The 23,676-nt window shown below is 70.7% G+C and carries 23 protein-coding genes and 1 pseudogene; 10 read left to right on the plus strand and 14 right to left on the minus strand.

What is annotated here, in order from left to right:
- Positions 1-87: 87 nt before the first annotated feature.
- On the minus strand, positions 88-336 hold the full coding sequence (locus tag ABGB05_RS10225; RefSeq protein ID WP_347652974.1) for a winged helix-turn-helix domain-containing protein: 249 nt from the start codon (positions 334-336) through the stop codon (positions 88-90).
- Positions 337-540: 204 nt separating this feature from the next.
- Here ABGB05_RS10225 and ABGB05_RS10230 point away from each other — a divergent pair, with 204 nt between their 5' ends.
- The gene (locus tag ABGB05_RS10230; protein WP_347652975.1) at positions 541-747 is read left to right on the plus strand and encodes a hypothetical protein; all 207 of its coding nucleotides are present in this window, start codon (positions 541-543) and stop codon (positions 745-747) included.
- Positions 748-848: 101 nt separating this feature from the next.
- Here ABGB05_RS10230 and ABGB05_RS10235 read toward each other — a convergent pair whose 3' ends face one another.
- Together ABGB05_RS10235 and ABGB05_RS10240 are read right to left on the minus strand one after the other, a co-directional pair.
- On the minus strand, positions 849-1,112 hold the full coding sequence (locus ABGB05_RS10235; protein WP_347652976.1) for a hypothetical protein: 264 nt from the start codon (positions 1,110-1,112) through the stop codon (positions 849-851).
- Between the two features lie 59 nt (positions 1,113-1,171).
- Positions 1,172-3,175, minus strand: coding sequence for a protein kinase (locus ABGB05_RS10240; RefSeq protein ID WP_347652977.1), 2,004 nt, complete (start codon positions 3,173-3,175; stop codon positions 1,172-1,174).
- A 90-nt stretch (positions 3,176-3,265) separates the two neighbouring features.
- Between ABGB05_RS10240 and ABGB05_RS10245 the strand changes: the two genes are divergently transcribed.
- The 5 genes from ABGB05_RS10245 to ABGB05_RS10265 all read left to right on the plus strand — a co-directional run bounded on the left by ABGB05_RS10245 (position 3,266) and on the right by ABGB05_RS10265 (position 7,443).
- Positions 3,266-3,493, plus strand: a complete 228-nt coding sequence (locus ABGB05_RS10245; RefSeq protein ID WP_347652978.1) for an acyl-CoA carboxylase subunit epsilon — start codon at positions 3,266-3,268, stop codon at positions 3,491-3,493.
- Positions 3,494-3,667: 174 nt separating this feature from the next.
- Complete coding sequence (locus ABGB05_RS10250; RefSeq protein WP_347652980.1) at positions 3,668-4,045, plus strand: hypothetical protein; 378 nt, start codon at positions 3,668-3,670, stop codon at positions 4,043-4,045.
- 1 nt (position 4,046) lies between these two features.
- A complete protein-coding gene (locus ABGB05_RS10255) occupies positions 4,047-5,462 on the plus strand; it encodes a hypothetical protein (RefSeq protein WP_347652981.1) in 1,416 nt (471 codons plus the stop codon).
- Positions 5,459-6,607, plus strand: a complete 1,149-nt coding sequence (gene mycP, locus ABGB05_RS10260; RefSeq protein WP_347652982.1) for a type VII secretion-associated serine protease mycosin — start codon at positions 5,459-5,461, stop codon at positions 6,605-6,607. Before ABGB05_RS10255 ends, mycP begins: the two co-directional genes overlap by 4 nt.
- Before the next feature lie 74 nt (positions 6,608-6,681).
- Positions 6,682-7,443 carry a Maf family protein gene (locus ABGB05_RS10265; RefSeq protein WP_347652983.1) on the plus strand — a complete coding sequence of 254 codons (762 nt, stop codon included), beginning with the start codon at positions 6,682-6,684 and terminating at the stop codon, positions 7,441-7,443.
- A 22-nt stretch (positions 7,444-7,465) separates the two neighbouring features.
- Here ABGB05_RS10265 and ABGB05_RS10270 read toward each other — a convergent pair whose 3' ends face one another.
- The 4 genes from ABGB05_RS10270 to ABGB05_RS10285 all read right to left on the minus strand — a co-directional run bounded on the left by ABGB05_RS10270 (position 7,466) and on the right by ABGB05_RS10285 (position 10,393).
- Complete coding sequence (locus ABGB05_RS10270; protein ID WP_347652984.1) at positions 7,466-7,741, minus strand: hypothetical protein; 276 nt, start codon at positions 7,739-7,741, stop codon at positions 7,466-7,468.
- 73 nt (positions 7,742-7,814) lie between these two features.
- Positions 7,815-8,579, minus strand: coding sequence for an ABC transporter permease (locus ABGB05_RS10275; protein WP_347652985.1), 765 nt, complete (start codon positions 8,577-8,579; stop codon positions 7,815-7,817).
- Positions 8,580-8,635: 56 nt separating this feature from the next.
- Positions 8,636-9,592, minus strand: coding sequence for an ATP-binding cassette domain-containing protein (locus ABGB05_RS10280; RefSeq protein ID WP_347652986.1), 957 nt, complete (start codon positions 9,590-9,592; stop codon positions 8,636-8,638).
- 111 nt (positions 9,593-9,703) lie between these two features.
- A complete protein-coding gene (locus ABGB05_RS10285; protein ID WP_347652987.1) occupies positions 9,704-10,393 on the minus strand; it encodes a PadR family transcriptional regulator in 690 nt (229 codons plus the stop codon).
- A gap of 407 nt (positions 10,394-10,800) precedes the next feature.
- Between ABGB05_RS10285 and ABGB05_RS10290 the strand changes: the two genes are divergently transcribed.
- Both ABGB05_RS10290 and ABGB05_RS10295 read left to right on the plus strand, forming a co-directional pair.
- Positions 10,801-12,573 carry a biotin carboxylase N-terminal domain-containing protein gene (locus ABGB05_RS10290; protein WP_347652988.1) on the plus strand — a complete coding sequence of 591 codons (1,773 nt, stop codon included), beginning with the start codon at positions 10,801-10,803 and terminating at the stop codon, positions 12,571-12,573.
- Positions 12,574-12,625: 52 nt separating this feature from the next.
- Positions 12,626-14,065, plus strand: a complete 1,440-nt coding sequence (locus tag ABGB05_RS10295) for a GuaB1 family IMP dehydrogenase-related protein (protein WP_347652989.1) — start codon at positions 12,626-12,628, stop codon at positions 14,063-14,065.
- A gap of 64 nt (positions 14,066-14,129) precedes the next feature.
- On the opposite strand, the gene ABGB05_RS10300 is transcribed toward ABGB05_RS10295, so the two are convergent.
- Positions 14,130-14,777, minus strand: a complete 648-nt coding sequence (locus ABGB05_RS10300; RefSeq protein WP_347652990.1) for a TetR/AcrR family transcriptional regulator — start codon at positions 14,775-14,777, stop codon at positions 14,130-14,132.
- Between the two features lie 89 nt (positions 14,778-14,866).
- Between ABGB05_RS10300 and ABGB05_RS10305 the strand changes: the two genes are divergently transcribed.
- Both ABGB05_RS10305 and ABGB05_RS10310 read left to right on the plus strand, forming a co-directional pair.
- Complete coding sequence (locus ABGB05_RS10305; protein ID WP_347652992.1) at positions 14,867-15,316, plus strand: DoxX family membrane protein; 450 nt, start codon at positions 14,867-14,869, stop codon at positions 15,314-15,316.
- Positions 15,317-15,499: 183 nt separating this feature from the next.
- Positions 15,500-16,489 carry a BtrH N-terminal domain-containing protein gene (locus tag ABGB05_RS10310; protein WP_347652993.1) on the plus strand — a complete coding sequence of 330 codons (990 nt, stop codon included), beginning with the start codon at positions 15,500-15,502 and terminating at the stop codon, positions 16,487-16,489.
- 5 nt (positions 16,490-16,494) lie between these two features.
- Here ABGB05_RS10310 and thrS read toward each other — a convergent pair.
- The 6 genes and pseudogenes from thrS to ABGB05_RS10340 form a co-directional block, all read right to left on the minus strand.
- Positions 16,495-17,706 (minus strand): annotated as a pseudogene (thrS, locus tag ABGB05_RS10315) (threonine--tRNA ligase); the annotation flags it as partial.
- 316 nt (positions 17,707-18,022) lie between these two features.
- Entirely contained in the window at positions 18,023-18,886 is an 864-nt protein-coding gene (locus tag ABGB05_RS10320; protein ID WP_347652994.1) for a transglutaminase family protein, read from the minus strand.
- Between the two features lie 46 nt (positions 18,887-18,932).
- A complete protein-coding gene (locus ABGB05_RS10325) occupies positions 18,933-19,895 on the minus strand; it encodes an alpha-E domain-containing protein (RefSeq protein ID WP_347652995.1) in 963 nt (320 codons plus the stop codon).
- Positions 19,880-21,496 carry a circularly permuted type 2 ATP-grasp protein gene (locus ABGB05_RS10330; RefSeq protein WP_347652996.1) on the minus strand — a complete coding sequence of 539 codons (1,617 nt, stop codon included), beginning with the start codon at positions 21,494-21,496 and terminating at the stop codon, positions 19,880-19,882. Before ABGB05_RS10330 ends, ABGB05_RS10325 begins: the two co-directional genes overlap by 16 nt.
- A gap of 61 nt (positions 21,497-21,557) precedes the next feature.
- Positions 21,558-21,992, minus strand: a complete 435-nt coding sequence (locus ABGB05_RS10335) for a hypothetical protein (protein WP_347652997.1) — start codon at positions 21,990-21,992, stop codon at positions 21,558-21,560.
- Positions 21,993-22,222: 230 nt separating this feature from the next.
- Positions 22,223-23,626 (minus strand): NAD(P)H-quinone dehydrogenase, encoded by a 1,404-nt coding sequence (locus ABGB05_RS10340; RefSeq protein ID WP_347652998.1) that lies wholly within the window; start codon positions 23,624-23,626, stop codon positions 22,223-22,225.
- Positions 23,627-23,676: the final 50 nt, after the last annotated feature.

The raw sequence follows: 23,676 nt of genomic DNA on the forward strand, positions 1-23,676 counted from the left end.
GGTCGCCTCGCGGACGACCTTGTTCGCGGACCGGTCAGATGGTCCGGCGCCCGGCTCGGACGTCGTCCAGCGACCATCGGCGCCGCGTCATTCCCGCCCTTCGGCGACAAACACCCCGAGGCCAGGATGTCCTTCGACCAAGCCCTTCGCCTTGAGCCAGTTGATCGCACCGCGTACGACCGTCACCGAGACGCCGTACTGCTCGCGCAACTCCGCCGTACTCGGCAGTTGGTCGCCCGGCGCCAGCTTCCCTGATTCGATCTGACCGGTGAGGTCGTTGATGATCTTTTGTGTCTTTGAGGTAGGCAAGAGGCACTCCCTGGTCCGCACCGACATTTGATCACGGCGAACCGAAGTGCCACAAGCATCAGGATGCACCAAGATGCACATGCTCTTGCCTTGCTCTACCTTATGCATTAGCTTGCTTAAAGCTGATTCCCCTGGTCCGCAACTGGTGGAGTCGGTTCCCTCGCGCGGCGGCTCGCCTCCCCCGGCAAGCGGCGGGCCGCCGCGCGTCCGCCTATCCACCGGAGGTCGTCCGTGGAACGCGATCAGGCCATGGCACTCGTCGAACGACACCGACCCGCACCGCTCTGGCGACTACTCGGACTGTGGCGATGTGCCGGCTGCCGGCGCCGCTGGCCCTGCCTCCGCTACCGGGACGCCCGCAGCGCCCTGCTCTGTCATGACCGGCACGACGTGGCGGCGGTGGCCCGACGGCTCAACACCCGTTGGCCGACGCCGTGACCAGGCTCCCTACCGCAAACGACGGCAGCGGGACCAGTTGTCACCGTACGGTCGACATCTGATCCCGCTGCCGCCCACGCCTGCTGTTCGAACGGCTCTGATCAGCGGAGTCGGCGGTGCATCGCACCGGTGCTCGACCGGCTCGACACCACACCCGTCGCCCGGGCGGGCACCAGGTTCCGACTCGGCCCACCGCGGCGCAGTACCAGCCATCCGCCCACGGCACCGGCGGCCACGCTCACCACACCCACGAGCGCGATCAGCGCGACCACGCCGACACTCGCCACCAGCAGCACCAGGTCACCGATCGCGACCAGCATCCAGAGCGCGATGCTCGGCTTGTTCGCACGACATCGGGAACGCATCAGCTGTACTCCTTCCGTCGAGATCACCACTACCCCGACGGAAGGAGGGTCATGCCTGTCTAGTCTGCCCGTACGGGCTTGAAGCCGTCCGCGATGATGTCGAAGTTCTTGAGGTTCTCGTCCCAGTCGTCGGCCGGGACGTCCCAGCGGATCGCATACCCCTTGTCCTTGGCCGTGACAAAACCCCGGTTGCGGACATGCAACCGGACCCCGTCGTCGTCGAACAGCCACTCCCAGTCGGCCGCCCGCAGCCAGTAGTCCACGCTCCTGATGGTCACCCGCTTGTAGTTGCGGTAGTTGCCCTTGCGGGCTTGCTCCTGGCGCCGCCAGTCCGCCTCCGCGTCCGCCAGCGGACTGTTGGTCTGGTCGATGAGCAGCATCCGCGCGCCCTTCGGATCATCGAAGTAGACCCGGACCTGGTCGGCCGCCCGCCCGTACTTCTCCCGCCGCATCGTCCAGCCCTCCGGCACGGGGACGGAGAAGCCGGTCGAATCCTTGTGCAGGCGCCAGCCGGCCGGCAACTGCTGTCCGTTGCCGCCGGGCTGGTCGCTCGGGGTGGTGGACGGTTGGGCGGGAGGTCCGCTCGTCGGGGCCGGAGGCTGCGCCGCGCTACCCGTCGGAGCCGGCGGATTCGCCGCCTGGCTGGTGGGGTTCGTGACCGGGCCGGTTCCGTCGCCCTTCCCACCGCCGGAGCCGCCCCTGACCAGCGGCACGATCACCGCGATCGCCAGCAGCACCAGAACAACCAGGGCGCCGACCAGCCACACCTTCCGGTTTTCACCGCCAAGCGCGGCAAGCGGACCACGACCGGCAGGCTTCTCGTCGTACGCCACCGGAGCACCGGTCGGGATCGGCGCGCGACCGGACGACGGTGCGGGCGTGGTGACCAGCTCGGTCGGCGCCGGGTCGGCGGTCTTCCCGGTCACTCCCCCTGCGGGTACGACAACCGTCGGCTCCGCCGGCGGCCGGGTCTCCTCGGCGTCGGGCGTCGAATCGACCGACGTCGGCTCCCCAGCGTTGCTGTCGTCCACCGAGAACTTGGCGGTCTCCGCATCCGCCGGAATGACCGGCACCGAGGGCGGCGACACGTCCGGCGGGGGCGTGGCAGCCGCAGCCGGCTCCTCCTCCGCCGGCCGGGGCGCCGGCACCACCGGCACGATCGGGGTACGCGGCACCCGCGGCTCCCGTGCGCCGTTCGGACCCGGCCGTCGTACACCATCAAGCAGTGACACTCCGGGACGACCACGCCGGGCCGCGCGACGCAGCAGCCGCTCAGCCGTGTCCGCGTCGATCCGCAACGCCGGGTCCTTCTGCAGCAGCCCCGCCAACACCGTCTTCAGCGACCCGGCCCGGCGGGACACCGGCGGTGGCTCGGTGGCCAGCGCGGCCAACGTCGCGATCGCGGACGGCCGGGCGAACGGTGACTGCCCCTCCAACGCCGCATAGAGCGTCGCGCCCAGCGACCACAGATCGGCCTCCGGCCCGAACGTGCCATCCTTCGCCCGCTCCGGAGCGATGTACGCCGGCGACCCCAGCACCAGACCGGTACGGGTCACGTTCGGGTCACCCGGCACGGTCGCCAGGCCGAAGTCGGTCAGCACCACCCGCCCGTCGTCACCGAGCAGCACGTTGCCCGGTTTCACGTCCCGGTGCATGACACCGGCCCGGTGCGCGGCCTTCAACGCACCCAGCACACCCAACCCGATGTCGGTGGCCCGGGCCGGCGAAACCGGTCCGTCGGAGGCGAGGACGTCCTGCAGCGAACGCGACGGGATGTACTCCATCACGATCCACGGATCACCATCGGTACGCAGCACGTCGAAAACGCGGACCACGTTCGCATGGTTGAGCCGGGCGATCGCCCGCGCCTCGCGCAGCGAACGCTCTCGCATCTCGCGGCGCTCGTCCTCGGTCAGACCGGGCGGCGGGACCAACTCCTTGATCGCGACGTCGCGATGCAGCACCTCGTCGCGCGCCTTCCAGACACGACCCATGCCGCCCTGGCCAAGCGGCTCGACAAGCCGGTAACGGTCAGCAATGAGTTGCGGGGGCGCACTGGACACCTATGGACGGTACCCAACGCCACATCCGGTCACACTCGCGGCACGCCTATCTGAGACGTCCGCCAACTCAGGCAACGTACCCTGAACCCCATGGCTGACGAGAAACCGCTGCTCCAGGTGGTTCGAGGCACCCCGACCGCCGAGGAACTGGCCGCCGTGGTCGGCGCTCTCCTGCTACATCCCCGAGCTGCCACACCGGTCAACTCCGCCGCCGTGTCAACCTGGGCCCGGCACGGCCGCCCCGGTACGGTGTCCCCGTCCGGCCTGCCGACCCGTACCGGCCGTGACGCGTGGCGGGTCTCCGGCCTCCCCCACTGACGGCACCGGGTCACCGCTCCCCATGCCGTTTTGGGGCTGCCAGGGCTGGCCCCCACCCACTAACCTGAACGTGGGGCAGTACGTAGCACCTGGGGAGAACACGTGATACCTGACGAAGACCGTGGCCCAGCCTGGCTGCGGGACTACGGATCCATCGAAGCCGACATCCAGCGGATGGAACAGTTCGCAAAAGAGCTCATGGCCGAGGTGCAGAAGAACTACGTACCGCACATGGAGCAGGTCCACAGCGACATGACGCCCAACCTGCCGACCCCGATGGGTTTTGACGAGCTGTACGAGTTCATGCAGGCCCACCGGGGGATCCAGCAGGAATTCTCCGACCGGATCTGGGACGTCGGCGACGGCACGGGCGGCCTGGCCAGCGCCGCCGAGACAGTGAGCAAGAACTACGGCAACACCGACGCGTTCTCACATGCCCGGGTGAGCGATGTTCAACGGGCCCTGGCCGAGAACGGTGTGACCGCTCCCCAGACACCGGGTGGCGAGACCGTGCCGCCGGCACAGGGCACGACGTACACCACGGGGGGTTGAGATGCTTGATGCGGGTGGCGGTGGTTACGCTGGCTCGACCAACTGGTATGACTTCAACACGTTTGAGATGTGGTCGCGGCTGGCTAACCAGGACACCGCGCCGTACTGGGACCAGGTCAGCGCCTGGAAAAAGACCGCAGACCTCAGCCTGATGCACCTGTCGCGGCTGAAGCAGTATCGCGACGGTCTGGCCGAGGCCTGGCCCCCAGAGAAGAACGAAGCCGCCCGCGCATACGTCGCCGAACTCGACGGCCTCATCACTCTAGTGCAGGGTGTCTACGACACATCGAGCAGCAACTACCAAACGCTGTCGAACATCACGCTGGCTATCTCCGAAGCCCGACGCAACCTCGAGCCCATCGTCCGGGAATACGAGGAGAAGCAGCGGGCAAAGCAGGAGTACGAGAACAGCAACCCGCTGCTCGCCATCTTCAAAGACGAGGTGAAGCAGTCGGACCTGGACGCGGTCGACGCCAAGGCCCGCAGCATCATGTACTCGCTCAGCGGCGAACTCGCGGCCGCACAGGTGCAACTCCAAAAGCCCCCGCCATATAAGCGCAACACGAATATCGATAGCGAATATCCGCCAGACGGAGGTCCTGTGGGGGGTCCCGCTCCCCCGGTCCTACCACCGATCCCAGTGCCCGGCGGCGGTGGAGGTGGGCCGAGCTACAGCCCGTCACCCACACCAGCTATCCACACCGTCGTGCCGACGCAGCCTCCACCGGGTGTCGGGCCGGTTCTCGGTAGCACAGGAACACTGACACCGCCAACTGTCTCACCAACGCCGCCGTCGATCATCACGCCTTCACCGACGCCTACTCCTGGGCCTGGCCTCCCCGGGCCGTTCCCGCCGCCCAGCACGGGATTGCCGCCCGGCCCCAAGCCACCGGGTCTGCCACCCGGATATCCGAACTCGTCGAATCTGGGCCCTGGAACAGGCGGACCCAAGACCGGTCTCGGTACCGGCGGAGGCTTGCCCCCGCGAGCGATGCCCCCAGGCGGGATGATCGGCGGATCGCCCGGGGCAGGGCTGGGACAACCAGCTCCCGGCCCTAACGCTGCACGACGGATCAACCCAATCGGCGGTGTCATCGGTGGTGGAGGCGCTGGTGGAAGCGCGGGCACAACGCCACTCGGCGGGGCCGGTCAGCGGCCAGGAATGGGGGGTGGCATGCCAGCTGGCAGCACCGGTCGCTCCGGAGCTGGCGCGGGACGCACCCCGATGAGTCCCGGTCAGAACTTCGGAATGCCGCCGAGCAGTCGCGCCGGCAGTCAAAAGCAGGACGAAGAGAACAGCCAGCACTGGGATCCCGACAACCCCTGGGAAACCGATGAAGGCGTCGCCCCGGTCATGATGCCCTCCAGGCAGAACAACCGAATCGATCCGGGCCCAGCGATCGGCTACAACCGGTGATCGTACGCACGACCCGCGCGGCCGTGGCGCTCCTCTGCGCCACGGCCGTCGCCGTCCTACCCGCCGCCCCAGCTCAGGCCGATCAGATCCGCGACGACCAGTGGCACTTGCGCTATCTCAAGGTCGCCGAGGCCCACAAGATTAGCCAGGGAGAAGGCGTCACCGTCGCTGTCGTTGATACCGGCGTTGACCCCCACCCCGATCTCCGCAACAACCTATTACAGGGAACTGACAGCTATCCAGGCGGAAAGGGAAATGGCCGAGCCGACCTGGACGGACACGGAACCCGGATGGCGGGTCTCGTTGTCGCTCATGGACGGTCGGGCAACAGAGGCGCTCTGGGCATCGCCCCGCAAGCGAAACTCCTTCCGGTCCGCGTTGTTCAGGCACCCGGTAGCAACGATCCTGACAACCTCGCAGCAGGGATCGAATGGGCCACAGCGAATGGCGCCCGAGTGATTAGCATCTCCTCTACTGGCACCTCGACAACCCGTCTCCGCGAGGCAGTAGAGGCAGCACTCCAAGCCGACATAGTGGTCGTAGCCGGATCAGGAAATCGTCCTGGAAGGATTCTGGTTGGTTTCCCCGCCGCCTATGAAGGTGTTGTAGCCGTTGCCGCAATAGATCGGAACGGAAGTCACTCAGACTTCTCCGTTACCGGCGACAAGGTGGTGATTGCCGCGCCGGGGGAGGACATCCTCAGTACGGCTCCTGACGGCAGGTACCTGAGTCGATCTGGAACCTCGCCATCCACGGCTATTGTGGCGGGGGCGGCTGCTCTCATTCGGAGTAAGTATCCGGACCTGTCGGCGAAAGAGGTCGTACACCGGCTGACGGCAACCGCTGACGACAAGGGTGCGCCGGGCCGCGACGAGGAGTACGGCTACGGCGTACTCGACATCGTCGCCGCGCTGACCGAGGACGTACCGCCACTGGAGGGGGACGCGCAGCCGACCGGAGCCGCCACCCCGGAGCCAACCCAGACCAGCAACGCCGCACCAGATGGGGGCAACGCGAGCAACGTTCTCACCACCGTCGCCCTCGTCGGATGCGGTGCGTTCGTCCTCTTCGCACTCCTGATCACGTTCCTGGTCATCATGCTGGTACGCCGCAGGAAGCAGCCCGCCCCCAGAGCCCCCTACTGACGGCCGGACAACCGAACGAATCCCGCCCGCCCGGCCAAAGCTCGCCGACGAGCGGGCGGGTAGCGTAGGCCGCCGTGGGTACGACAATCCGGCCGCGTCTGGTGCTCGCCTCGGCGAGCCCGGCCCGACGCAAGCTCCTGCAAGCCGCCGGCATCGAGCCGGAAGTCCTGGTCAGCGGGGTCGACGAATCCCAGGTCGACCACTCGACCCCGGAGGCGCTGAGCCTCACCCTCGCCCGGTTGAAGGCGCAGGCGGTCGCCGACCGGCTCGACCCGTCGATCGCCGGAGGAACAGCCGGCAGCAGCGGAGGAACAGCCGGCAGCAGCAGCGGGGAAACAGCCGGCGCCAGCAGCGGCAACAGCACAGCACCCGCAAACGGAGGCACGGCGAACGGTCAGCCGCACACCCTGGTCCTCGGTTGCGACTCGGTGCTCGCCTTCGACGGGGAGATCCTGGGCAAGCCCGCCGACGCCGACGAGGCGGTCCGCCGCTGGCGGAACATGAGGGGCCGCAGCGGCGTACTGCACACCGGGCACAGCCTGGTTGACCTGAACACCGGCCAGGAGGTCGGCCGGGTCGCCGGCACCGCCGTACACTTCGCCGCCGTCACCGACGACGAGATCGAGGCGTACGTGGCGACGGGCGAGCCGTTGTACGTCGCCGGCGCCTTCACCCTGGACGGTCTGGGTGGCCCGTTCGTCGAGCGGATCGACGGGGATCCGGGGACCGTCATCGGGCTCTCGTTGCCGCTGCTGCGCGGCATGCTCGCCGAGTTCGGCGTACGGATCACCGACCTCTGGACCGCCGGGGGCGCCGGGCCGAACGGCTCGCGCTGAGACTGAAGACAGCGGAGCCCGCTCAGCGGGGCGCGATCCGCCGCAGGCAGGCCACGTGTCCCTGGATGTCGATGGTGACGACCTCCCAGCCCTGGCTCTCCAGCAGCTCCACCGCGGAGAGCAGTTCGTCGGCCGGGCCGTTGTTGCCGGTCCCGAACCGGTAGCCGGCGCTCCCCTTCCGCCATACGGAGGAGAACGACGGCGTCAGGTAGATGTACCGGAGCGGGTAGCCGTGCAACGACACTCTGCCGGTCAGGAGGTCGTTCGCGACGAAGATCCGGGGTGGGCGGGGCTGCATGGATCAAGGGTGCCAGTACCCCGCCACCACCCGTGCATGCCCCCGGCCACCCCGGACCGTCTGGATTCAACGGTCAGCGGACGCTGCGGGCGAACTCCCGGGCCGCCCAGGTCACCGCCAGTACGGTGATCACCGTCATGATGCCGAGCCCCTGCCAGACGGCGTCGTTGCCGAGGTCTCCGGCGAAGAGCGCCCGAGCCCCGTCGACCGCCCAGGAGAACGGGTTCCAGTCCGCGATGCCCTGCAGCCAGCCGGGTGCGCCGGCCAGCGGCAGCAGGATCCCGGAGAGCAGCAGCACCGGCTGGGCGATGGTGTTCATCAACGGTGCCAGGGCGTCCTCGCTCTTCACGACCAGGGCGATGCCGTACGACAGGGCGGACGTCATCAGCGCGATCAGTGCCAGCATCAGGTACGTCAGCAGCAGGTCCAGGATGAACACCGTCAGCCCGAAGCCCAGCGCCAGCAGGGTGATGATGATCGCCTGGGCGATCAGCGAGACCACGTCCCGCAGGGAACGGCCGAGCAGCAGGGCCAGCCGGCTGACCGGAGTGACCCGGGACCGTTCGATGACTCCGGCCCGTAGTTCGGCGATCAGGCCGAAGCCCTGGAAGAGGCCGCCGAAGATGGCGAGCAGCACCAGCAGCCCGGGCACGAAGATCCGGTACGCCTCGGCGTTGGTGGTCACCCCCAGGAAGCCGAGGGCCGGTTTGAGCAGCGGGGCGAAGAGCAGCAGGTACATCACCGGCTGGAAGATGCCGACAAATAGCCAGACCGGTTGGCGAACGAGCAGCAGGAACTGGCGTTGGAAGATCAGCCAGGTGTCACGGGCGAACTTCATCAGGGTCTCCTGGTAGCAGCGGCCGGGGCGGGACCGGCGGGAGGGTAGGGCGCCGGTCAGGACTCGCGCAGCGAACGCCCGGTCTTGGTGAGGAAGACGTCGTCGAGGCTGGGGCGGTGCAGCTCGATGGAGCTGAGCGTGACGCCGGCGGCGTCGAGGCAGCGCAGGATCTGCGGCATGTCCCGGGAGCCGTCGTTGACGTAGAGGCGTACGACAGCCTCGTCGGTGGTTTCGAGTCGGCTGACGTACGGCTCGGTTTCCAGGGCCTTGGTGGCGGCGGACGCCGCGCCCTCGATGGCGACCAGCACCACGTCGCCGGAGATCTCCCGTTTCAGTTCTGCCGGTGTCCCCTCGGCGACGATCTCACCGTGGTCCATGATGGCGATCCGGTCGCAGAGCGCGTCCGCCTCGTCCAGGTAGTGCGTGGTGATGAAAACGGTCATCCCCTCGTCGCGTAGCCGGCGGATCTCGTCCCACATGTGGGCGCGGCTCTGCGGGTCGAGGCCGGTGGTCGGCTCGTCCAGGAAGACGATCTTCGGCTCGTGGATGATGCCGAGCGCGATGTCGACCCGGCGGCGCTGACCGCCGGAGTACGTCTTGCACTTGCGGTCCGCGTACTCGGTGAGTTGGAACGCCTCGAGGGCGCGGACCGCGCGCTGCTGCGCCTCGGCCTTGCCGATGCCGTACATCCGGGCCTGGAGGACAAGTTCCTCGCGGGCGGTGGACTCGTCCCAGGTGCTGCCGCCCTGGGCGACGTAGCCGATGCGGCGTCGCACCTCACCGGGCTCGGTGCGCAGGTTGGCGCCAGCGACGACCGCTTCGCCACCGTCCGGTTCGATGAGGGTGGCGAGCATCCGCAGCGTCGTGGTCTTGCCCGCGCCGTTCGGGCCGAGGAAGCCGAAGATCTCGCCTTCGGCGACCACGAGGTCGACACCACGGACCGCCTCGACCGTCTTCTGCGTTCTGCCCTGTCGGGACCGGAACGACTTCCGTAGCCCCTTCGTTTCGATCATGCCTGCTCCTGGTTGGCCGGGCCGGCGTCCCGCCGACCGTTCCCCCGGGGCCACGCCAGCCGGCGCCCACCCCACGCGTGAGGGCAGGCTAACGCGATATAACTTCGTTAGTCAACGTTGATTATTACTTGTTGGCCCGTCCGGCTCATCGCCACGCACGGAGGTCGACCGGGGCTGCCCGGTCGGCCAGGTGTTATCGGCGTCGAGCTCGTCGAACCGCTCCCAGCCCGGGAAGCTCTGGTACTCCTCCGGCAGGTAGGACACCCCGGCGTCGATCAGGTCGGCAATCCGCTCGCACCAGTCGATCTCGCCCCTCATCCGGGCGATCGCCAGCTGCCACATCCAGCTCACGTGGATCGGCTTCCCCTGCCGCATCCAGCCCGACTCCATCGCGGCCTCGAGGCTCTCCACCTCGGCCCGCAACAGTCGGGCCCGGTTCCGCAGCGCCGCCGACGCCTCGTCCCGGGGCAGCGCCGGCAGGAAGGAGAAGGCGACCGAGAACGGGTCGACCACCTGGGCGAGACCCCACCACTGGGCCCGCAGCAGCCCCTGGAACTCGTCCTCGCCCTTGGGGGTGACCTCGTACGTGACCCGGGTCGGCCGGGCCCCGACCTGCTCGGTCGCCACCTCCCGCAACAGCCCCTCCTCGGCCATCTTGCGCAGGGCGTGGTAGATCGAGCCGGGCTGGACGTTCGCCCACTTGTCCGCACCCCAGCTCAGCAGCTCGCGGCGGACGTCGTAGCCGTGCACCGGTTGCATCCACCGCACCAGGCCGAGAATCATCATTCGGGTACTTGACACATGGTGAAGCGTAATAACCAAACTTGACTAACGGCGGGCCAACACCCCGGCCGGCGGCCGGGAGACCTCGGCCACACCCGTCCGATGACGCCGTACCCCAGCCGGCGGCAACGCGTCCGGTCACCGACAATGTCCTGGCAAACCGCGCCGGACGCCCGGCGACCCCGGAAGCCGCCCCGCCACGGTGACTGTACCCAGCCACCATCGCACGGGTGGCCGTCCGCGACCCGCGCCCGGCGCGGCCCGCCGTCCCGGCGGCCCCGCCAGGAGCGGGCCGCAGCAGGAGCGGTTCGCGAGCCGAGCCGTCCGCAACAGGAGCGGTCCGCGAACAGGATCCGTGACAGGAGCGGTCCGCGACACAGGGATCCGCGACAGGAGCGGTCCGCCAGACGAGGAGGAGCAGCCGCGTGCGCAAGGTACTCATCGCCAACCGGGGCGAGATCGCGGTCCGGGTGGCCCGGGCCTGCCGGGACGCCGGTCTGGCCAGTGTCGCCGTCTACGCCGACTCCGACCGGGACGCACTGCACGTCGCCGTCGCCGACGAGGCGTACGCGCTGGGTGGCGAGACGGCGGCCGAGACGTACCTGCGGATCGACAAGCTCCTCGACGTGGCCGCCCGGGCCGGCGCGGACGCCGTACACCCCGGGTACGGCTTCCTCTCCGAGAACGCCGACTTCGCGGCGGCGGTGATCGACGCGGGCCTGACCTGGATCGGGCCGAGCCCGCAGGCGATCCGCGACCTCGGCGACAAGGTCACCGCCCGGCACATCGCGCACCGGGCCGGCGCACCGCTGGTCCCCGGCACCCCCGACCCGGTGAACGGACCGGACGAGGTGCTCGCCTTCGCGGTCGACCACGGGCTGCCGGTGGCGATCAAGGCCGCGTTCGGCGGCGGCGGTCGGGGCCTGAAGGTGGCCCGGACCATGGAGGAGATCCCCGCGCTGTTCGAGTCGGCGACCCGGGAGGCGGTCGCCGCGTTCGGGCGGGGCGAGTGTTTCGTCGAGCGGTACCTCGACCGGCCCCGGCACGTCGAGGCGCAGGTCCTCGCCGACCAGCACGGCAACGTGATCGTGGTAGGCACCCGGGACTGCTCGCTGCAGCGCCGGCACCAGAAGCTGGTCGAGGAGGCGCCGGCGCCGTTCCTCACCGACGAGCAGCGGGCCCGGATCCACGCCAGCGCCAAGGCGATCTGCCGGGAGGCCGGCTATCACGGCGCCGGCACCGTCGAATACCTGGTCGGGGTCGACGGCACGATCTCGTTCCTGGAGGTCAACACCCGGCTGCAGGTCGAACACCCGGTCACCGAGGAGACCGCCGGCATCGACCTGGTCCGGGAGCAGTTCCGGATCGCGGCCGGCGAGAAGCTCCGGTTCGACAGCGACCCCACGCCGCGCGGCCACTCGATCGAGTTCCGGATCAACGGGGAGGACCCGGGCCGCAACTTCCTGCCGGCCCCGGGCGCCATCACCGCGCTGCGGCTGCCCACCGGCCCCGGGGTACGGGTGGACACCGGCGTCACCGCCGGTGACGTGGTCGGCGGCAACTTCGACTCCCTGCTCGCCAAGGTGATCATCACGGGCGAGACCCGGACCGAGGCGTTGGAACGGGCCCGGCGGGCCCTGGACGAGATGGTGGTCGACGGCATGGCGACCGCGCTGCCGTTCCACCGGCTCGTCGTCCGGGACCCGGCCTTCACCGACGCGCCGTTCCGGGTGCACACCCGGTGGATCGAGACCGAGTTCGACAACACGGTGCCGGCCTTCACCGCGCCCGCCCCGGCCGCCGAGCCGGCCCCGGCCCGGGAGACCGTCGTGGTCGAGGTGGCCGGCAAGCGGCTGGAGGTGAGCCTCCCCGCCGGCTACGGCACGGGTACGGCGACCGGCGCCCCGGCCGGCGCTGGCGCTGCCCGACGGCCCGCCCGCCGAGCCGGCAGGTCCGGTACGACCGGCGGCACCGGTGCTGCCGGCGGTGACGCGCTGACCTCGCCGATGCAGGGCACCATCGTCAAGATCGCGGTAGCCGACGGTGACACCGTCGCCGAGGGTGACCTGGTCGTGGTGCTGGAGGCGATGAAGATGGAGCAGCCGCTGCACGCACACAAGGCGGGTACGGTCAGCGGGCTGACCGCCGAGGTCGGCGCGGTGCTCACCGCCGGCGCGACCATCTGTGTGATCAAGTGAACGGCTGCCGTACCCGGCCACCGGGTGGGTACGGCTCGGGCATGATTGCCGGGTGCGGTTTCTCAGCGGTACGACACCCGGCCAGGATCTGACCTACAACGACGTGTTCCTGGCGCCGGTCCGGTCGGCCGTGGAGTCCCGGCTCGACGTCGACCTCTCCACCGGCGACGGGACCGGAACCACGATCCCGATCGTGGTGGCGAACATGACGGCGGTGGCCGGCCGCCGGATGGCCGAGACGGTGGCCCGGCGCGGCGGCCTCACCGTGCTGCCGCAGGACATCCCGATCGACGTGGTGACCGAGGTGATCTCCTGGGTCAAGCGGCGGCACCTGGTGCACGACACACCGATCACCCTCGGCCCGACCGACACCGTCGGTGACGCCATCCACCTGCTGCCGAAGCGGTCGCACGGCGCGGTGGTCGTGGTCGACCCGGACGGCCGGCCGCTCGGGGTGGTGACCGAGGCGGACACTGTCGGAGTGGACCGGTTCGCCCAGCTCCGGCACGTGATGTCCACCGAGCTGCACACCGTACCGGCCGAGGCCGATCCCCGGGCCGGCTTCGACCTGCTCTCCCGGGGACGCCGCCGACTGGCGCCGGTGGTCGACGTCGAGGGCCGGCTGGTCGGGGTGCTGACCCGGCAGGGGGCACTGCGGGCCACCCTCTACCGCCCGGCGCTGGACAACAAGGGCCGACTGCGGATCGCCGCCGCGATCGGCATCAACGGTGACGTCGCCGGCCGGGCCGCCGCCCTCTTCGAGGCCGGGGTGGACACCCTGGTCGTGGACACCGCGCACGGCCACCAGGAGCGGATGCTCCGGGCGCTGCGGGCGGTCCGCGCCCTCGACCCGCCGGTGCCGGTCGCCGCCGGCAACGTGGTCACCGCCGACGGCGTACGGGATCTTGTCGAGGCCGGCGCGGACATCGTCAAGGTCGGTGTCGGGCCGGGTGCGATGTGCACCACCCGGATGATGACCGGGGTGGGCCGGCCGCAGTTCTCCGCCGTACTCGACTGTGCCGCGGCGGCCCGTCGACTCGGCCGGCACGTCTGGGCCGACGGCGGGGTACGGCACCCCCGGGACGTCGCCCTGGCCCTGGCCGCCGGGGCCGCGAACGTGATGATCGGCAGCTGGTTCGCCGGCACCTACGAGTCTCCCGGCGACCTCTACACGGACGCGGACGGCCGACGCTACAAGGAGAGCTTCGGCATGGCCTCGGCCCGGGCGGTCAGCGCCCGTACGGCCGAGGACAGCGCGTACGACCAGGCCCGCAAGGCGGTCTTCGAGGAGGGCATCTCCAGCGCCCGGATGTACCTGGACCCGTCCCGTCCCGGAGTCGAGGACCTGATCGACGAGATCGTGGCGGGGGTACGCAGCGCCTGCACGTACGCCGGCGCGGCGGACCTGGTGTCGTTCCACGCCAACGCGCTGGTCGGCGTGCAGAGCGCGGCGGGCTTCACCGAGGGCATGCCGATCCCGACAAGTTGGTGACGAGCGGGTCCTGACGGGCTGGTGGCGAGCTGATTCGGACGGCTGGTGAGTCGCAGCCGGCGGCTCAGGCCGGGTCCCGGGTGCGGTCCGACCCGCCGGGCGTGGGCTCGTCGCGCGTCGGACCGTCGAGTCTGAAGAGCATTCGGAGCACCTCCCGCGCCGCCGCCTCCGGGTCGGGCCCGACCTGGTCGGAGGGGAGCGCGCCGCCGAGCCACAGGGTGGCGAAGCCGTGCGCGATCGACCAGGCGGCCCGGCCGGCCTGGGCTGCGGCCGTGCCCTCGGGTGCCGTCGGCAGGGTGGTGACCCCGGCCTGGAGCGCCCGGCCCGCCCGCTGCTGCGCGGCGACGAGTTCCGGATCGTCGGGATGGAAGAGTTCCGGGCGGAACATCACCTCGAAGTGTGCGCGGTGGCCGACCGCGAAGCGGACGTAGCCGACACCGAGTTCGAGCAGGCTGTCGGTCTGTTCGCGAACCCGGTCCAGGGTCTGGGCGAGCAGTTCGAAGCCCTCGGTGGCGAACGCGGTGAGCAGGCCGGCCTTGTCCCCGAAGTGGTGGGCGGGCGCCGCGTGCGAGACGCCCGCGCGGCGGGCCAGGTCGCGCAGGCTGAGCGCGGACGGCCCCGACTCGTCGATAGCCTCGGCCGCCGCCGCCAGCAGGGTGCGTCGCAGGTCCCCGTGATGGTACGGCCGTCCGGCCGCCTTCGCCTCGGTCATCGCACCAGCATATCTTTCCATTGACAAGATAGCTCGGATGCCGGCAATCTTTACAACGGAAAGTTTCCTCCCCTCGAAGGGACACCCCGATGGCTCCACTGATCGGCCTGCTCGCCGGCTCACTCACCGCCCGGATCATCGGGCTGCTCGGCGTCACCGCCCTGGACGGCTGGCAGCCCGCGCTGCGGATCGGACTGGCCCTGATGTTCCTGCTCACCGGGTACGCCCACTTCGCCGCGTCACACCGCCGGGACCTGATCGCCATGGTGCCGCCCGCACTGCCCCGACCCGCGTTGCTGGTCACGGTGACCGGCGTGCTCGAACTGGCCGGAGCGCTCGGCCTGCTGGTGCCGGCCACCGCCCGCTGGGCCGCCGCCGGGCTCGCCCTGCTGATGCTCGCGATGTTTCCGGCCAACGTCTCCGCCGCGCGGCGCGGCCTGACCCTGGCCGGTCGCCCGGTCACCCGGCTCGGCCCCCGGCTCGTCGAGCAGGGCATCTTCCTCGCCGCTGCCCTGCTGGTGGTCCTGCTGCCGGCATGAGCCGGGCAACAAGCTGCCGCGTACCCCTGGCGGGCTGGCGGCCCGAGATGCCGGCGCCCGGGGTCGCACGGTCGGTCGCCGAGCTCGCCAGGTACCGATGCCCCGGGGCGGCGGCCGACCGGGACCCCTAACCTCGACGGGGACCCCGACGACGGCCACAGCGACGACGGAGACGGAGGCCGGATGCTCATCGAGAACGTGGCGTTCCCCGGCGGACGGCACTGCGAGACCACGACACTCGGTGCCCTGCTGCGTCACGAGGGCGTCGGCCTCTCCGAGCCGATGCTGTTCGGCCTCGGCGAGGGTCTGGGCTTCGTCTACTGGGATGCCCGGAACATGGCCTTCCCGTTCCTCGGCGGCCGTACCAGACCGGCCACGATCACCCGGACCGTCGCCGACCGGCTGAACCTGACGCTGCACGTCCAGGAGACCACCTCACCCGGCAGAGCCTGGCGGAACGTCACCACCGCCCTCGCCGCCGGACGCCCGGTCGGCCTGCAGCTGGACTGCTACCACCTGGACTACTTCAGCACGAAGGTCCACTTCGGGGGCCACTTCGTCGCGCTGTACGGCTACGACGACTCGCAGGCCCACCTGGTCGACACCGCCGAGCAGGGCGGGACGGTGACGACCACGCTGGCGAGCCTGGCCCGGGCCCGCGGTGAACGCGGACCGATGACCGCCCGCAACCTCTCCTACACCGTCGCCCGCCCCACCGAGCTGCCCGAACTCGGCGACGCCGTCCGGGCGGCCATTCAGGGCAACGCGCACGCCTTCCTGAACCCGCCGATCGCCAACCTCGGCCACCGCGGCATCGCCAAGGCGGCCCGGCAGGTGACCCGCTGGCTCGACCGCTCGACCGACCCCGCCCGCGACCTTCCACTGGCGGCGGCGCTGATGGAACGGGGCGGAACCGGCGGCGCGCTGTTCCGGGCCATGTACCGCGACTTCCTCGCCGAGTGCGCCACGATCGTCGACGACGACAACATCCCCCTCGGTCACCGGTTGTACGCCGACATCGCCCCACTCTGGACCGAGGTCGCCCGACACATCACCGAAGCCGGGCAGACCGGCGACCCGGATCGGCTGATCCGGGCCTCGGCCCTCCTCGACGACCTCGCGGCCCGGGAACACCAGGCCATGCAGGTCCTGTCCGGCGTCCGCCCGCGCTGACCCGCCTACGACAGCTCCGCCGAGCGGTTCCGGACCACGGCGGAGACCAGGGACACCGCGGCGTCGATCGCCATCGGCGGCAGCTCCCGTCCGTCGCGCAGCCGCAACGCCAACTCCCCGACCGCCGCCTCCCGGGCCCCGAGCACCGCCGCGTACGGCACCCGGCGGGCGACCGCGGACCGGACCCGGGACCCGAGCGAGCCGTCCGACACCACCTCGGCCCGCAGCCCCGCCGCCAGGAACGCCCGACGGGCCGCCTCGGCCGCGTCGAACTGCCCGGAACCGACCGGGAGGACCTGCACCTGCACCGGCGCGTACCAGGGCGGGAAGGCGCCGTCGTGCACCTCGATCAGGTACGCGACAAGTCGTTCCAGGCTGCCCACCAGGCTCCGGTGCACCAGCACCGGTCGGGCCCGTCGACCGTGTCGGTCGGTGTAGGAGAGGTCGAACCGGACGGCTTTGTCGAAGTCGAGCTGGATGGTGGCGAGGGTCTGCTCCCGACCCACCCCGTCCCGGATCTGAATGTCGATCTTCGGCCCGTAGAACGCCGCCTCCCCGACCGCCTCGACGTACGGCACACCGGACAACGCGTCCCGGAGCAGGTTCTCGGCCCGCTGCCACATCACGTCGTCGCCGACGTACTTGTCGCCCGGGCCGCGCAGCGACAGCCGGAACCCGGCCGGCCGTACGCCGAGCGCCGCGTGGGCCACCCGGATCAGGTCGAGGATCTCGGCGACCTCGGCGCCGACCTGCTCCTCGGCACAGAAGACATGCGCGTCGTTGAGCGAGATCGCGCGTACCCGGCTCAGCCCGCCGAGCACCCCGGACCGCTCCGGCCGGTACATCCCGCCCAGCTCGCCGATCCGCAGCGGCAGCTCCCGGTAGGAGCGGCCCCGGGATCGGAAGACCAGGCAGTGGTGCGGGCAGAGCGCCGGCCGGAGCAGGAACTCGTCGTCGTCGCTGAGCCGCAGCGGCGGGAACATGTCGTCGGCGAAGTAGCCGAGATGCCCGGAGAGTTGGAACAGCTCCCGTTTGCCCAGCGGCGGGGAGTAGACATGCTGGTAGCCGGCCTGGCGCTCCAGCTCGCGCAGGTACTCCTCGATGCTGTGCCGGACGGCGGCGCCGGCCGGCAGCCAGATCGGCAGGCCGGCGCCGGAGAGCGGATCGGCGTGGAACAGCTCAAGCTCGCGGCCGAGCTTGCGGTGGTCGACCATGACAGTCTCCTGGTTCGGGTACGGCCCGCGCCCCTCCCGTGGGACGGTGGGACGAGCCGACCCGGAACACGACGAGGCCCCGGGGCGGATCGCCCCGGGGCCTGTCGACGAAGTGATGCGTCAGCGCGGCACGCCGGGGTCTCCCGGCGTCGTCGTCACCTGTCCGCTACGCATGACCGCCACGCTACGCCGCCCGGTACCTCCGCCGCAGCTGGTTATCCGGGGCAGGCCAGCCGGGTGTCCGCCGTCGATGTCGGACCTCGACACCAGGATGACGTCCGCGCCCTGGCCGCACCCCGGGCCTCCGGACCGGGACACCTCAGCGGAGGCGGGTGATGGTCACCTCGACACCCTGCCCGGTGTTCGCCGGCCCGGCGTAGACGCCCTTCAGCGGCGGTACGTCGCCGTAATCCCGGCCCCGGCCGACCACCACGTGCCGTTCGCCGGCCGGTATCCCGTTGGTGGGGTCGAACGCGGTCCACCGCCCGACCCACCACTCCACCCAGGCGTGGCTCTGCCCGACCACGCTCTCCCCGATCGCGGCGTCCGGGGCGGGGTGCAGGTAGCCGGAGACGTACCGGGCGGGTACGCCGACGGCCCGCAACAGCCCGACCACCAGATGGCTGATGTCCTGGCAGACACCCTTGCGCTGCCGCCAGGCCTGTACCGCGTCAGTCTGCACCCCGGTCGCCCCGGAGGCGTACGTCACCTCGTCGCGGACCTGCTCGCAGAGGGTCATCGCCGCGGCGTGCGGGGTCGGCTGGGCGGCCCGGACGGACTCGGCCAGCTCGGTCAGCTCCTCGTCGAGGGCGGTACGTGGGGTGGGCAGCAGGAATTCGTACCACTGGTCCAGGCTCTCCGGCTCACGCAGTTCGGCCCAGCTGATCCCACCGGAGGCGGTCAACTGGTCGTCCGGGCCCAGGGTCTCCACCGTCGAGGTGGCGGTGACCCGCAGCGTGTCGTGCGCGTCGTGCACGTCGAAGGCGGTGACGGTGGTGCCCCAGTAGTCCTCGTACCGGTAGGTCCGGGCCCCGGGCCACACCTCCACCCGCGCCTCCAGCACCGCCTGGCGGGCCTCGTTCCGGGGCGACATCCGCGCCTCGTTGTACGACGAGGCGACCGGGCCGGCGTAGGTGAACCCGGTCTGGTGCCGGATCCGCAACCGCCAACTGTCCACCGTCATCCGTTTCCTCCACACTCGCCGGTCGGTACACCGTCGCCGCAGCTCGTCACGACACCGTCTCCGGTACCCAGGCGACCGCCGAGGTCTGCCGGAAGTAACGCCGGGACACCGCGTCGTTCACCTGGGAGCAGGTGCGCTGCAGGTCGGCGAGAACGGCGGGCAGGTCGTCGATCAGCTCGTCGGCGGCCCGGAACTCCAGGCCGGTCCGGGTCCGGCCGATGATCCGTTGGGCGTCGGTGGCCACTCCGGTCCGGGCCGGCTGTCCCGGGCCGCCGGCCGGTTCCAGCTCGGTCAGGCACGCCTCGGCCCGGTGCAGCGCGGCGAAGACCGACCGGGGGAAGAGCCGGTCGAGCAGCAGGAACTCGGCGGCGTAGCGGTCGTCGAGCGAGCCCCGGTAGGTCCGCAGGAACGTCTCCCAGGCGCCGCACGAGCGCAGCAGGGTCAGCCAGGAGGGGATGCTGCCGCCGGCCCGGACGTGGGTGGAGAGCAGCCGGGCGGTCATGTCGACCCGTTCCACACTGCGGCCCAGCACCAGGAAGAGCCAGCCCTCGTCGCGGCTCATGGTGGCATCAGTCAGCCCGGCCATCACCGCGCAGCGTTCCCGGACCCAGCGGAAGAAGGCGTGCACCCCCTGCTGTTCGGCCCGTTGCCGGGCGGCGGGCAGTGCGTGCCAGGTCGAGTTGAGGCACTCCCACATGTCGGCGGAGATAGTCTCCCGGGCGCCGCGGGCGTTCTGACGGGCGGCAGCCAGCGCGCCGACGACGGAGCTGGGATTCTCCTCGTCGAGGCCGAGCGCCTCGACGACCCGGGCGGCGGTGATCGGCTGTTCCAGCGGTCCGACGCCCATCACGCCGAGCAGGGAGCGGCAGGCGACGGTCTCGTCGACCCAGGGGTCGGCGAGCATCCGGTGCAGGTGTACGTCGAGGATCCGGGCGCTGTCCTCGGCCCGTTCGACGTACCGGCCGATCCAGTAGAGCGACTCGGCGATCCGGCTCAGCACGGCGACCACCCCGGCACTCCCCGGTCGCGGGCGGACTGCTGCTGCTGTTGCTGCTGCTCGGCGACCGGGCCGGCGCCCGGACCCGGGTCGGGGCTGCGCGGCACCGGCACCAGCGGCGGCGGGCTCTGCTGATCGGTCGTGCCGCTGCCGGTCAGGTCGACCGGGCTGACCGCCGAGGGCGGCTCGGCGAGCACCCAGGTGTCCTTCGAGCCACCACCCTGGCTGGAGTTGACCACCAGCGCGCCCTCGGGCAGCGCCACCCGGGTCAGTCCGCCCGGCAGCACCGAGACCCGGGTGCCGTCGTTGACCGCGAACGGCCGCAGGTCGACGTGCCGGGCCCGGAGCCGGTTGCCAACCAGGGTCGGCACCATGGAGAGCGCCACCTCCCGCTGGGCGATCCAGCCGCGCGGGTCGATCCGGATCCGGTGCCGCAGCTCGGCCAACTCCTCGTCGGTGGCCTGCGAGCCGATCACGATGCCGGCGCCGCCGGAGCCGTCGACCGGCTTCAGCACCAGCTGGTCCAGCCGGTTCAGGACGTGGTCGCGGACGTCCGGGTCCTCCAACCGGTACGTTTCCACGTTGGACAGGATTGGTTCCTCGCCCAGGTAGTAGCGGATCAGATCCGGGACGTACGAGTAGAGCAGCTTGTCGTCGGCGACGCCGTTGCCGACCGCGTTGGCGATGGTGACCCCGCCGGCCCGGGCGGCGTTCAGCAGTCCGGCGACGCCGAGCACCGAGTCGGCCCGGAAGTGCACCGGGTCGAGAAACTCGTCGTCGATCCGCCGGTAGATGACGTCGACCCGCTGTTCGCCTGCCGTGGTCCGCATGGCGACCTCGTTACCCACGCAGACGAGGTCCCGACCCTCGACCAGTTCGACGCCCATTTCGCGGGCCAGCAGGGCGTGCTCGAAGTACGCCGAGTTGTGCACGCCGGGGGTCAGCACCACCACCGTCGGGTCGGTGACCCCGACCGGTGCCGCCGACCGCAGAGCCCGCAACAGCTGCCCCGGGTACGACTCCACCGGCTGGATCCGGGTCGCGGCGAAGACCTCGGGCAGGACGTGCGCCATCGCGCGACGGTTCTCCATCACGTAGCTGACCCCGGAGGGGACCCGGACGTTGTCCTCCAGCACCCGGAACTCGCCCTGTTCGTCGCGGACCAGGTCGACGCCGGCGACGTGGATGCGTACCCCGTTGTGCGGGGTGATCCGGGCGGCCTCGCGGTGGAAGTGTGCGCTGGTCACCACGACCCGGCGGGGCACCACCCGGTCGGCCAGCACCTGGCCGGGTCCGTAGATGTCGGCGAGGAACGCCTCCAGGGCGCGTACCCGTTGGGCGACCCCGACCTCGACCACCCGCCACTGGTCGGCGGCGATGATCCGGGGCACGATGTCCAGCGGGAACGGCCGCTCGACGCCCTTGAGCGCGAAGGTGATGCCCTGGTCGAGGAAGGCCCGGGCGAGCACCTCGGCCCGGACCCGCAGTTCGGTGCTGGACAACGGTTGCAGTGTGGCGTGCAGCGCCTCGTACGTCTCCCGGGGCATGCCCGGCGCGCCGAACATCTCGTCCCATCCCGGGCCGAGGCGGTAGTCCTCGAACAAGTCCGCCATGGGCTGACGCTACGCCGATCTCGTTGCGCCCGCGTAACACAGACCGCGTGCTGACCGTGGATCAGTTGACGGTCAACCTGGCGTCGGAGCGGGACCGGCAGTACTGCACTCCGTCGAGTTTCCTGATCGGGTTGAATTCCACCGAGTACCCGTCAGCGCGTTCGTCGGCGAAGCCGAGGCCGTCGACGCCGTCCCGCCGTACGTAGCGTGCCACGCCGTCGTCGCCGGTCGTCGCCTCGCCGACCCGCAGACCGGTTGACTGCTCGCCCGGCCGGCCGACCGCGACAAAAAAGGCCAACTCGGCCCCGCGGACCGGCCTGCCGTCCGCGGTCATCGTCGCCGCCAGGGTCAACGAAACGAGCGGGTCGGTAACCACGACGTCCCGCACCTCGATCGTGGTCACGGTGCAGGAAGGCGATCCCGGCTCTATCCCGCAGCCGGGCAGCCCGGACAGCGCGACGACCACCACGGCCGCCAGCCGTCCCCGTCTCGACATGCCACTCAACATCCCCCACCCGACCAGTCGTACGACGCTCCGGCGGGCCAGCTGCCCTGGTGACAGAGGGGGCCGCCGGCGCGGGACCCGCCGGCGGCCCGGTGGCGAACCGCTTCGCCACCAGGAACGGGGGACCCGGGGGCCACGGTTCGCGCGCCGACCACGGTACGCCGAGCGCGACGGGGCCGCCGCCCCGGAAACATCTGTACCGGGATCTGAACCCGGCCGGGCTACTCCAGCCCGTGCAGCATCAGCTGGCGGGCCGCCTCGGTGATCGAGCCGGACAGCGAGGGATAGATGGTGAAGGTGAGCGCCAACTGGTCGACGGTGAGGTTGTTCTCCACCGCCATGGTGATCGGCAGGATCAGTTCGCTGGCGTGCGGCGACACCACCACCCCGCCGACGACCTGACCGCTGGCCGGCCGGCAGAACAGCTTCACGAAACCGTCCTGCAGGTCGGCCATCTTGGCCCGGGCGTTGCCAGCCAGCGGCAGCATCACCTGGCGGGCCGGGACCCGCCCGGAGTCGACCTCGTCCTGCGACACCCCGACGGTGGCCAACTGGGGATCGGTGAAGACGTTCGCGGCCACGGTACGCAGCCGCAGCGGCGAGACCGCCTCGCCGAGCGCGTGCCACATCGCGATCCGGCCCTGCATGGCGGCGACGCTGGCCAGCGGCAGCACTCCGGTGCAGTCGCCGGCGGCGTAGATGCCGGGGACGTTGGTCCGGGAGACCCGGTCGACGGTGACGTAACCGCCGGGGGCGACCGTCACGCCGTACTCGGGCAGGCCGAGGTCGGCGGTGTTCGGCACCGACCCGACCGCCATCAGCGCGTGCGAGCCGGAGACCACGCGCCCGTCGGCGAGTTCGACCTCCACCCCGTCGCCGACCCGGCGGACGGCGTTGGCCCGTGAGTTGTTCAGGATGTGCATGCCCCGGGTCCGGAACACCTGCTCGATCGCGGAGGCCGCGTCGGCGTCCTCGTGCGGCATCACCCGGTCGCGGCTGGAGACCAGGGTCACCTCGACCCCCATCGCCAGGTACGCGCTGGCGAACTCGGCCCCGGTGACGCCGGAGCCGACGACGATCAGCCGTTCCGGCAGCTCCGGCAGGTCGTACACCTGGCGCCAGTCGAGGATCCGCTCGCCGTCCGGTACGGCGGTCGGCAGCACCCGGGGGGTGGCCCCGGTCGCGATCAGGACCGTCGAGGCGTCCACCGCGTACGTCTCGGCACCGTCGGAGGGGGTGATCAGCACCCGGTGGGTGTGGCCGAGGGTGTCCTCGCCGAGCCGGGCCCGGCCGGAGACGTAATTCACACCAGCCTTGACCAGCTTGGCCTGGATGTCGGCCGACTGGGCGAGGGCGAGCCGCTTGACCCGGCCGTGCACCGTCGTCGCGTCGACCGTGATCGCCTCCAGGCCGTCGGAGTGGACCCCGAACTCCTCCGTGTCGCGGTAGCCGGTCACCACCTCGGAGCTGGCGATGAAGGTCTTGGAGGGGACACAGTCGTGCAGCACGCAGGCGCCCCCGGCCCCGTCCGCCTCGACCACCGTCACGTCGGCGTCGAGCTGCGCGGCGACCAGCGCCGCCTCGTAACCGGCCGGCCCCCCGCCGATGATCACGATCCGGCTCACCGCAGTCGCCCTCTCCCGATGCTCAGAGTGACAAAGTTGCCCACAACCCA

This window comes from Plantactinospora sp. B5E13 (assembly GCF_039871775.1).
GTDB lineage: Bacteria > Actinomycetota > Actinomycetes > Mycobacteriales > Micromonosporaceae > Plantactinospora.

Excerpts from the sequence above, each read along its gene's own strand:
- ABGB05_RS10225 (WP_347652974.1), bottom strand. The coding sequence starts at position 336 with ATGTCGGTGCGGACCAGGGAGTGCCTCTTGCCTACCTCAAAGACACAA.
- ABGB05_RS10235 (WP_347652976.1), bottom strand. The coding sequence starts at position 1,112 with ATGCGTTCCCGATGTCGTGCGAACAAGCCGAGCATCGCGCTCTGGATG.
- ABGB05_RS10245 (WP_347652978.1), top strand. The coding sequence starts at position 3,266 with ATGGCTGACGAGAAACCGCTGCTCCAGGTGGTTCGAGGCACCCCGACC.
- ABGB05_RS10250 (WP_347652980.1), top strand. The coding sequence starts at position 3,668 with ATGGAACAGTTCGCAAAAGAGCTCATGGCCGAGGTGCAGAAGAACTAC.
- ABGB05_RS10255 (WP_347652981.1), top strand. The coding sequence starts at position 4,047 with ATGCTTGATGCGGGTGGCGGTGGTTACGCTGGCTCGACCAACTGGTAT.
- ABGB05_RS10270 (WP_347652984.1), bottom strand. The coding sequence starts at position 7,741 with ATGCAGCCCCGCCCACCCCGGATCTTCGTCGCGAACGACCTCCTGACC.
- ABGB05_RS10275 (WP_347652985.1), bottom strand. The coding sequence starts at position 8,579 with ATGAAGTTCGCCCGTGACACCTGGCTGATCTTCCAACGCCAGTTCCTG.
- ABGB05_RS10280 (WP_347652986.1), bottom strand. The coding sequence starts at position 9,592 with ATGATCGAAACGAAGGGGCTACGGAAGTCGTTCCGGTCCCGACAGGGC.
- ABGB05_RS10300 (WP_347652990.1), bottom strand. The coding sequence starts at position 14,777 with ATGACCGAGGCGAAGGCGGCCGGACGGCCGTACCATCACGGGGACCTG.
- ABGB05_RS10305 (WP_347652992.1), top strand. The coding sequence starts at position 14,867 with ATGGCTCCACTGATCGGCCTGCTCGCCGGCTCACTCACCGCCCGGATC.
- ABGB05_RS10310 (WP_347652993.1), top strand. The coding sequence starts at position 15,500 with ATGCTCATCGAGAACGTGGCGTTCCCCGGCGGACGGCACTGCGAGACC.
- ABGB05_RS10320 (WP_347652994.1), bottom strand. The coding sequence starts at position 18,886 with ATGACGGTGGACAGTTGGCGGTTGCGGATCCGGCACCAGACCGGGTTC.
- ABGB05_RS10330 (WP_347652996.1), bottom strand. The coding sequence starts at position 21,496 with ATGGCGGACTTGTTCGAGGACTACCGCCTCGGCCCGGGATGGGACGAG.
- ABGB05_RS10335 (WP_347652997.1), bottom strand. The coding sequence starts at position 21,992 with ATGTCGAGACGGGGACGGCTGGCGGCCGTGGTGGTCGTCGCGCTGTCC.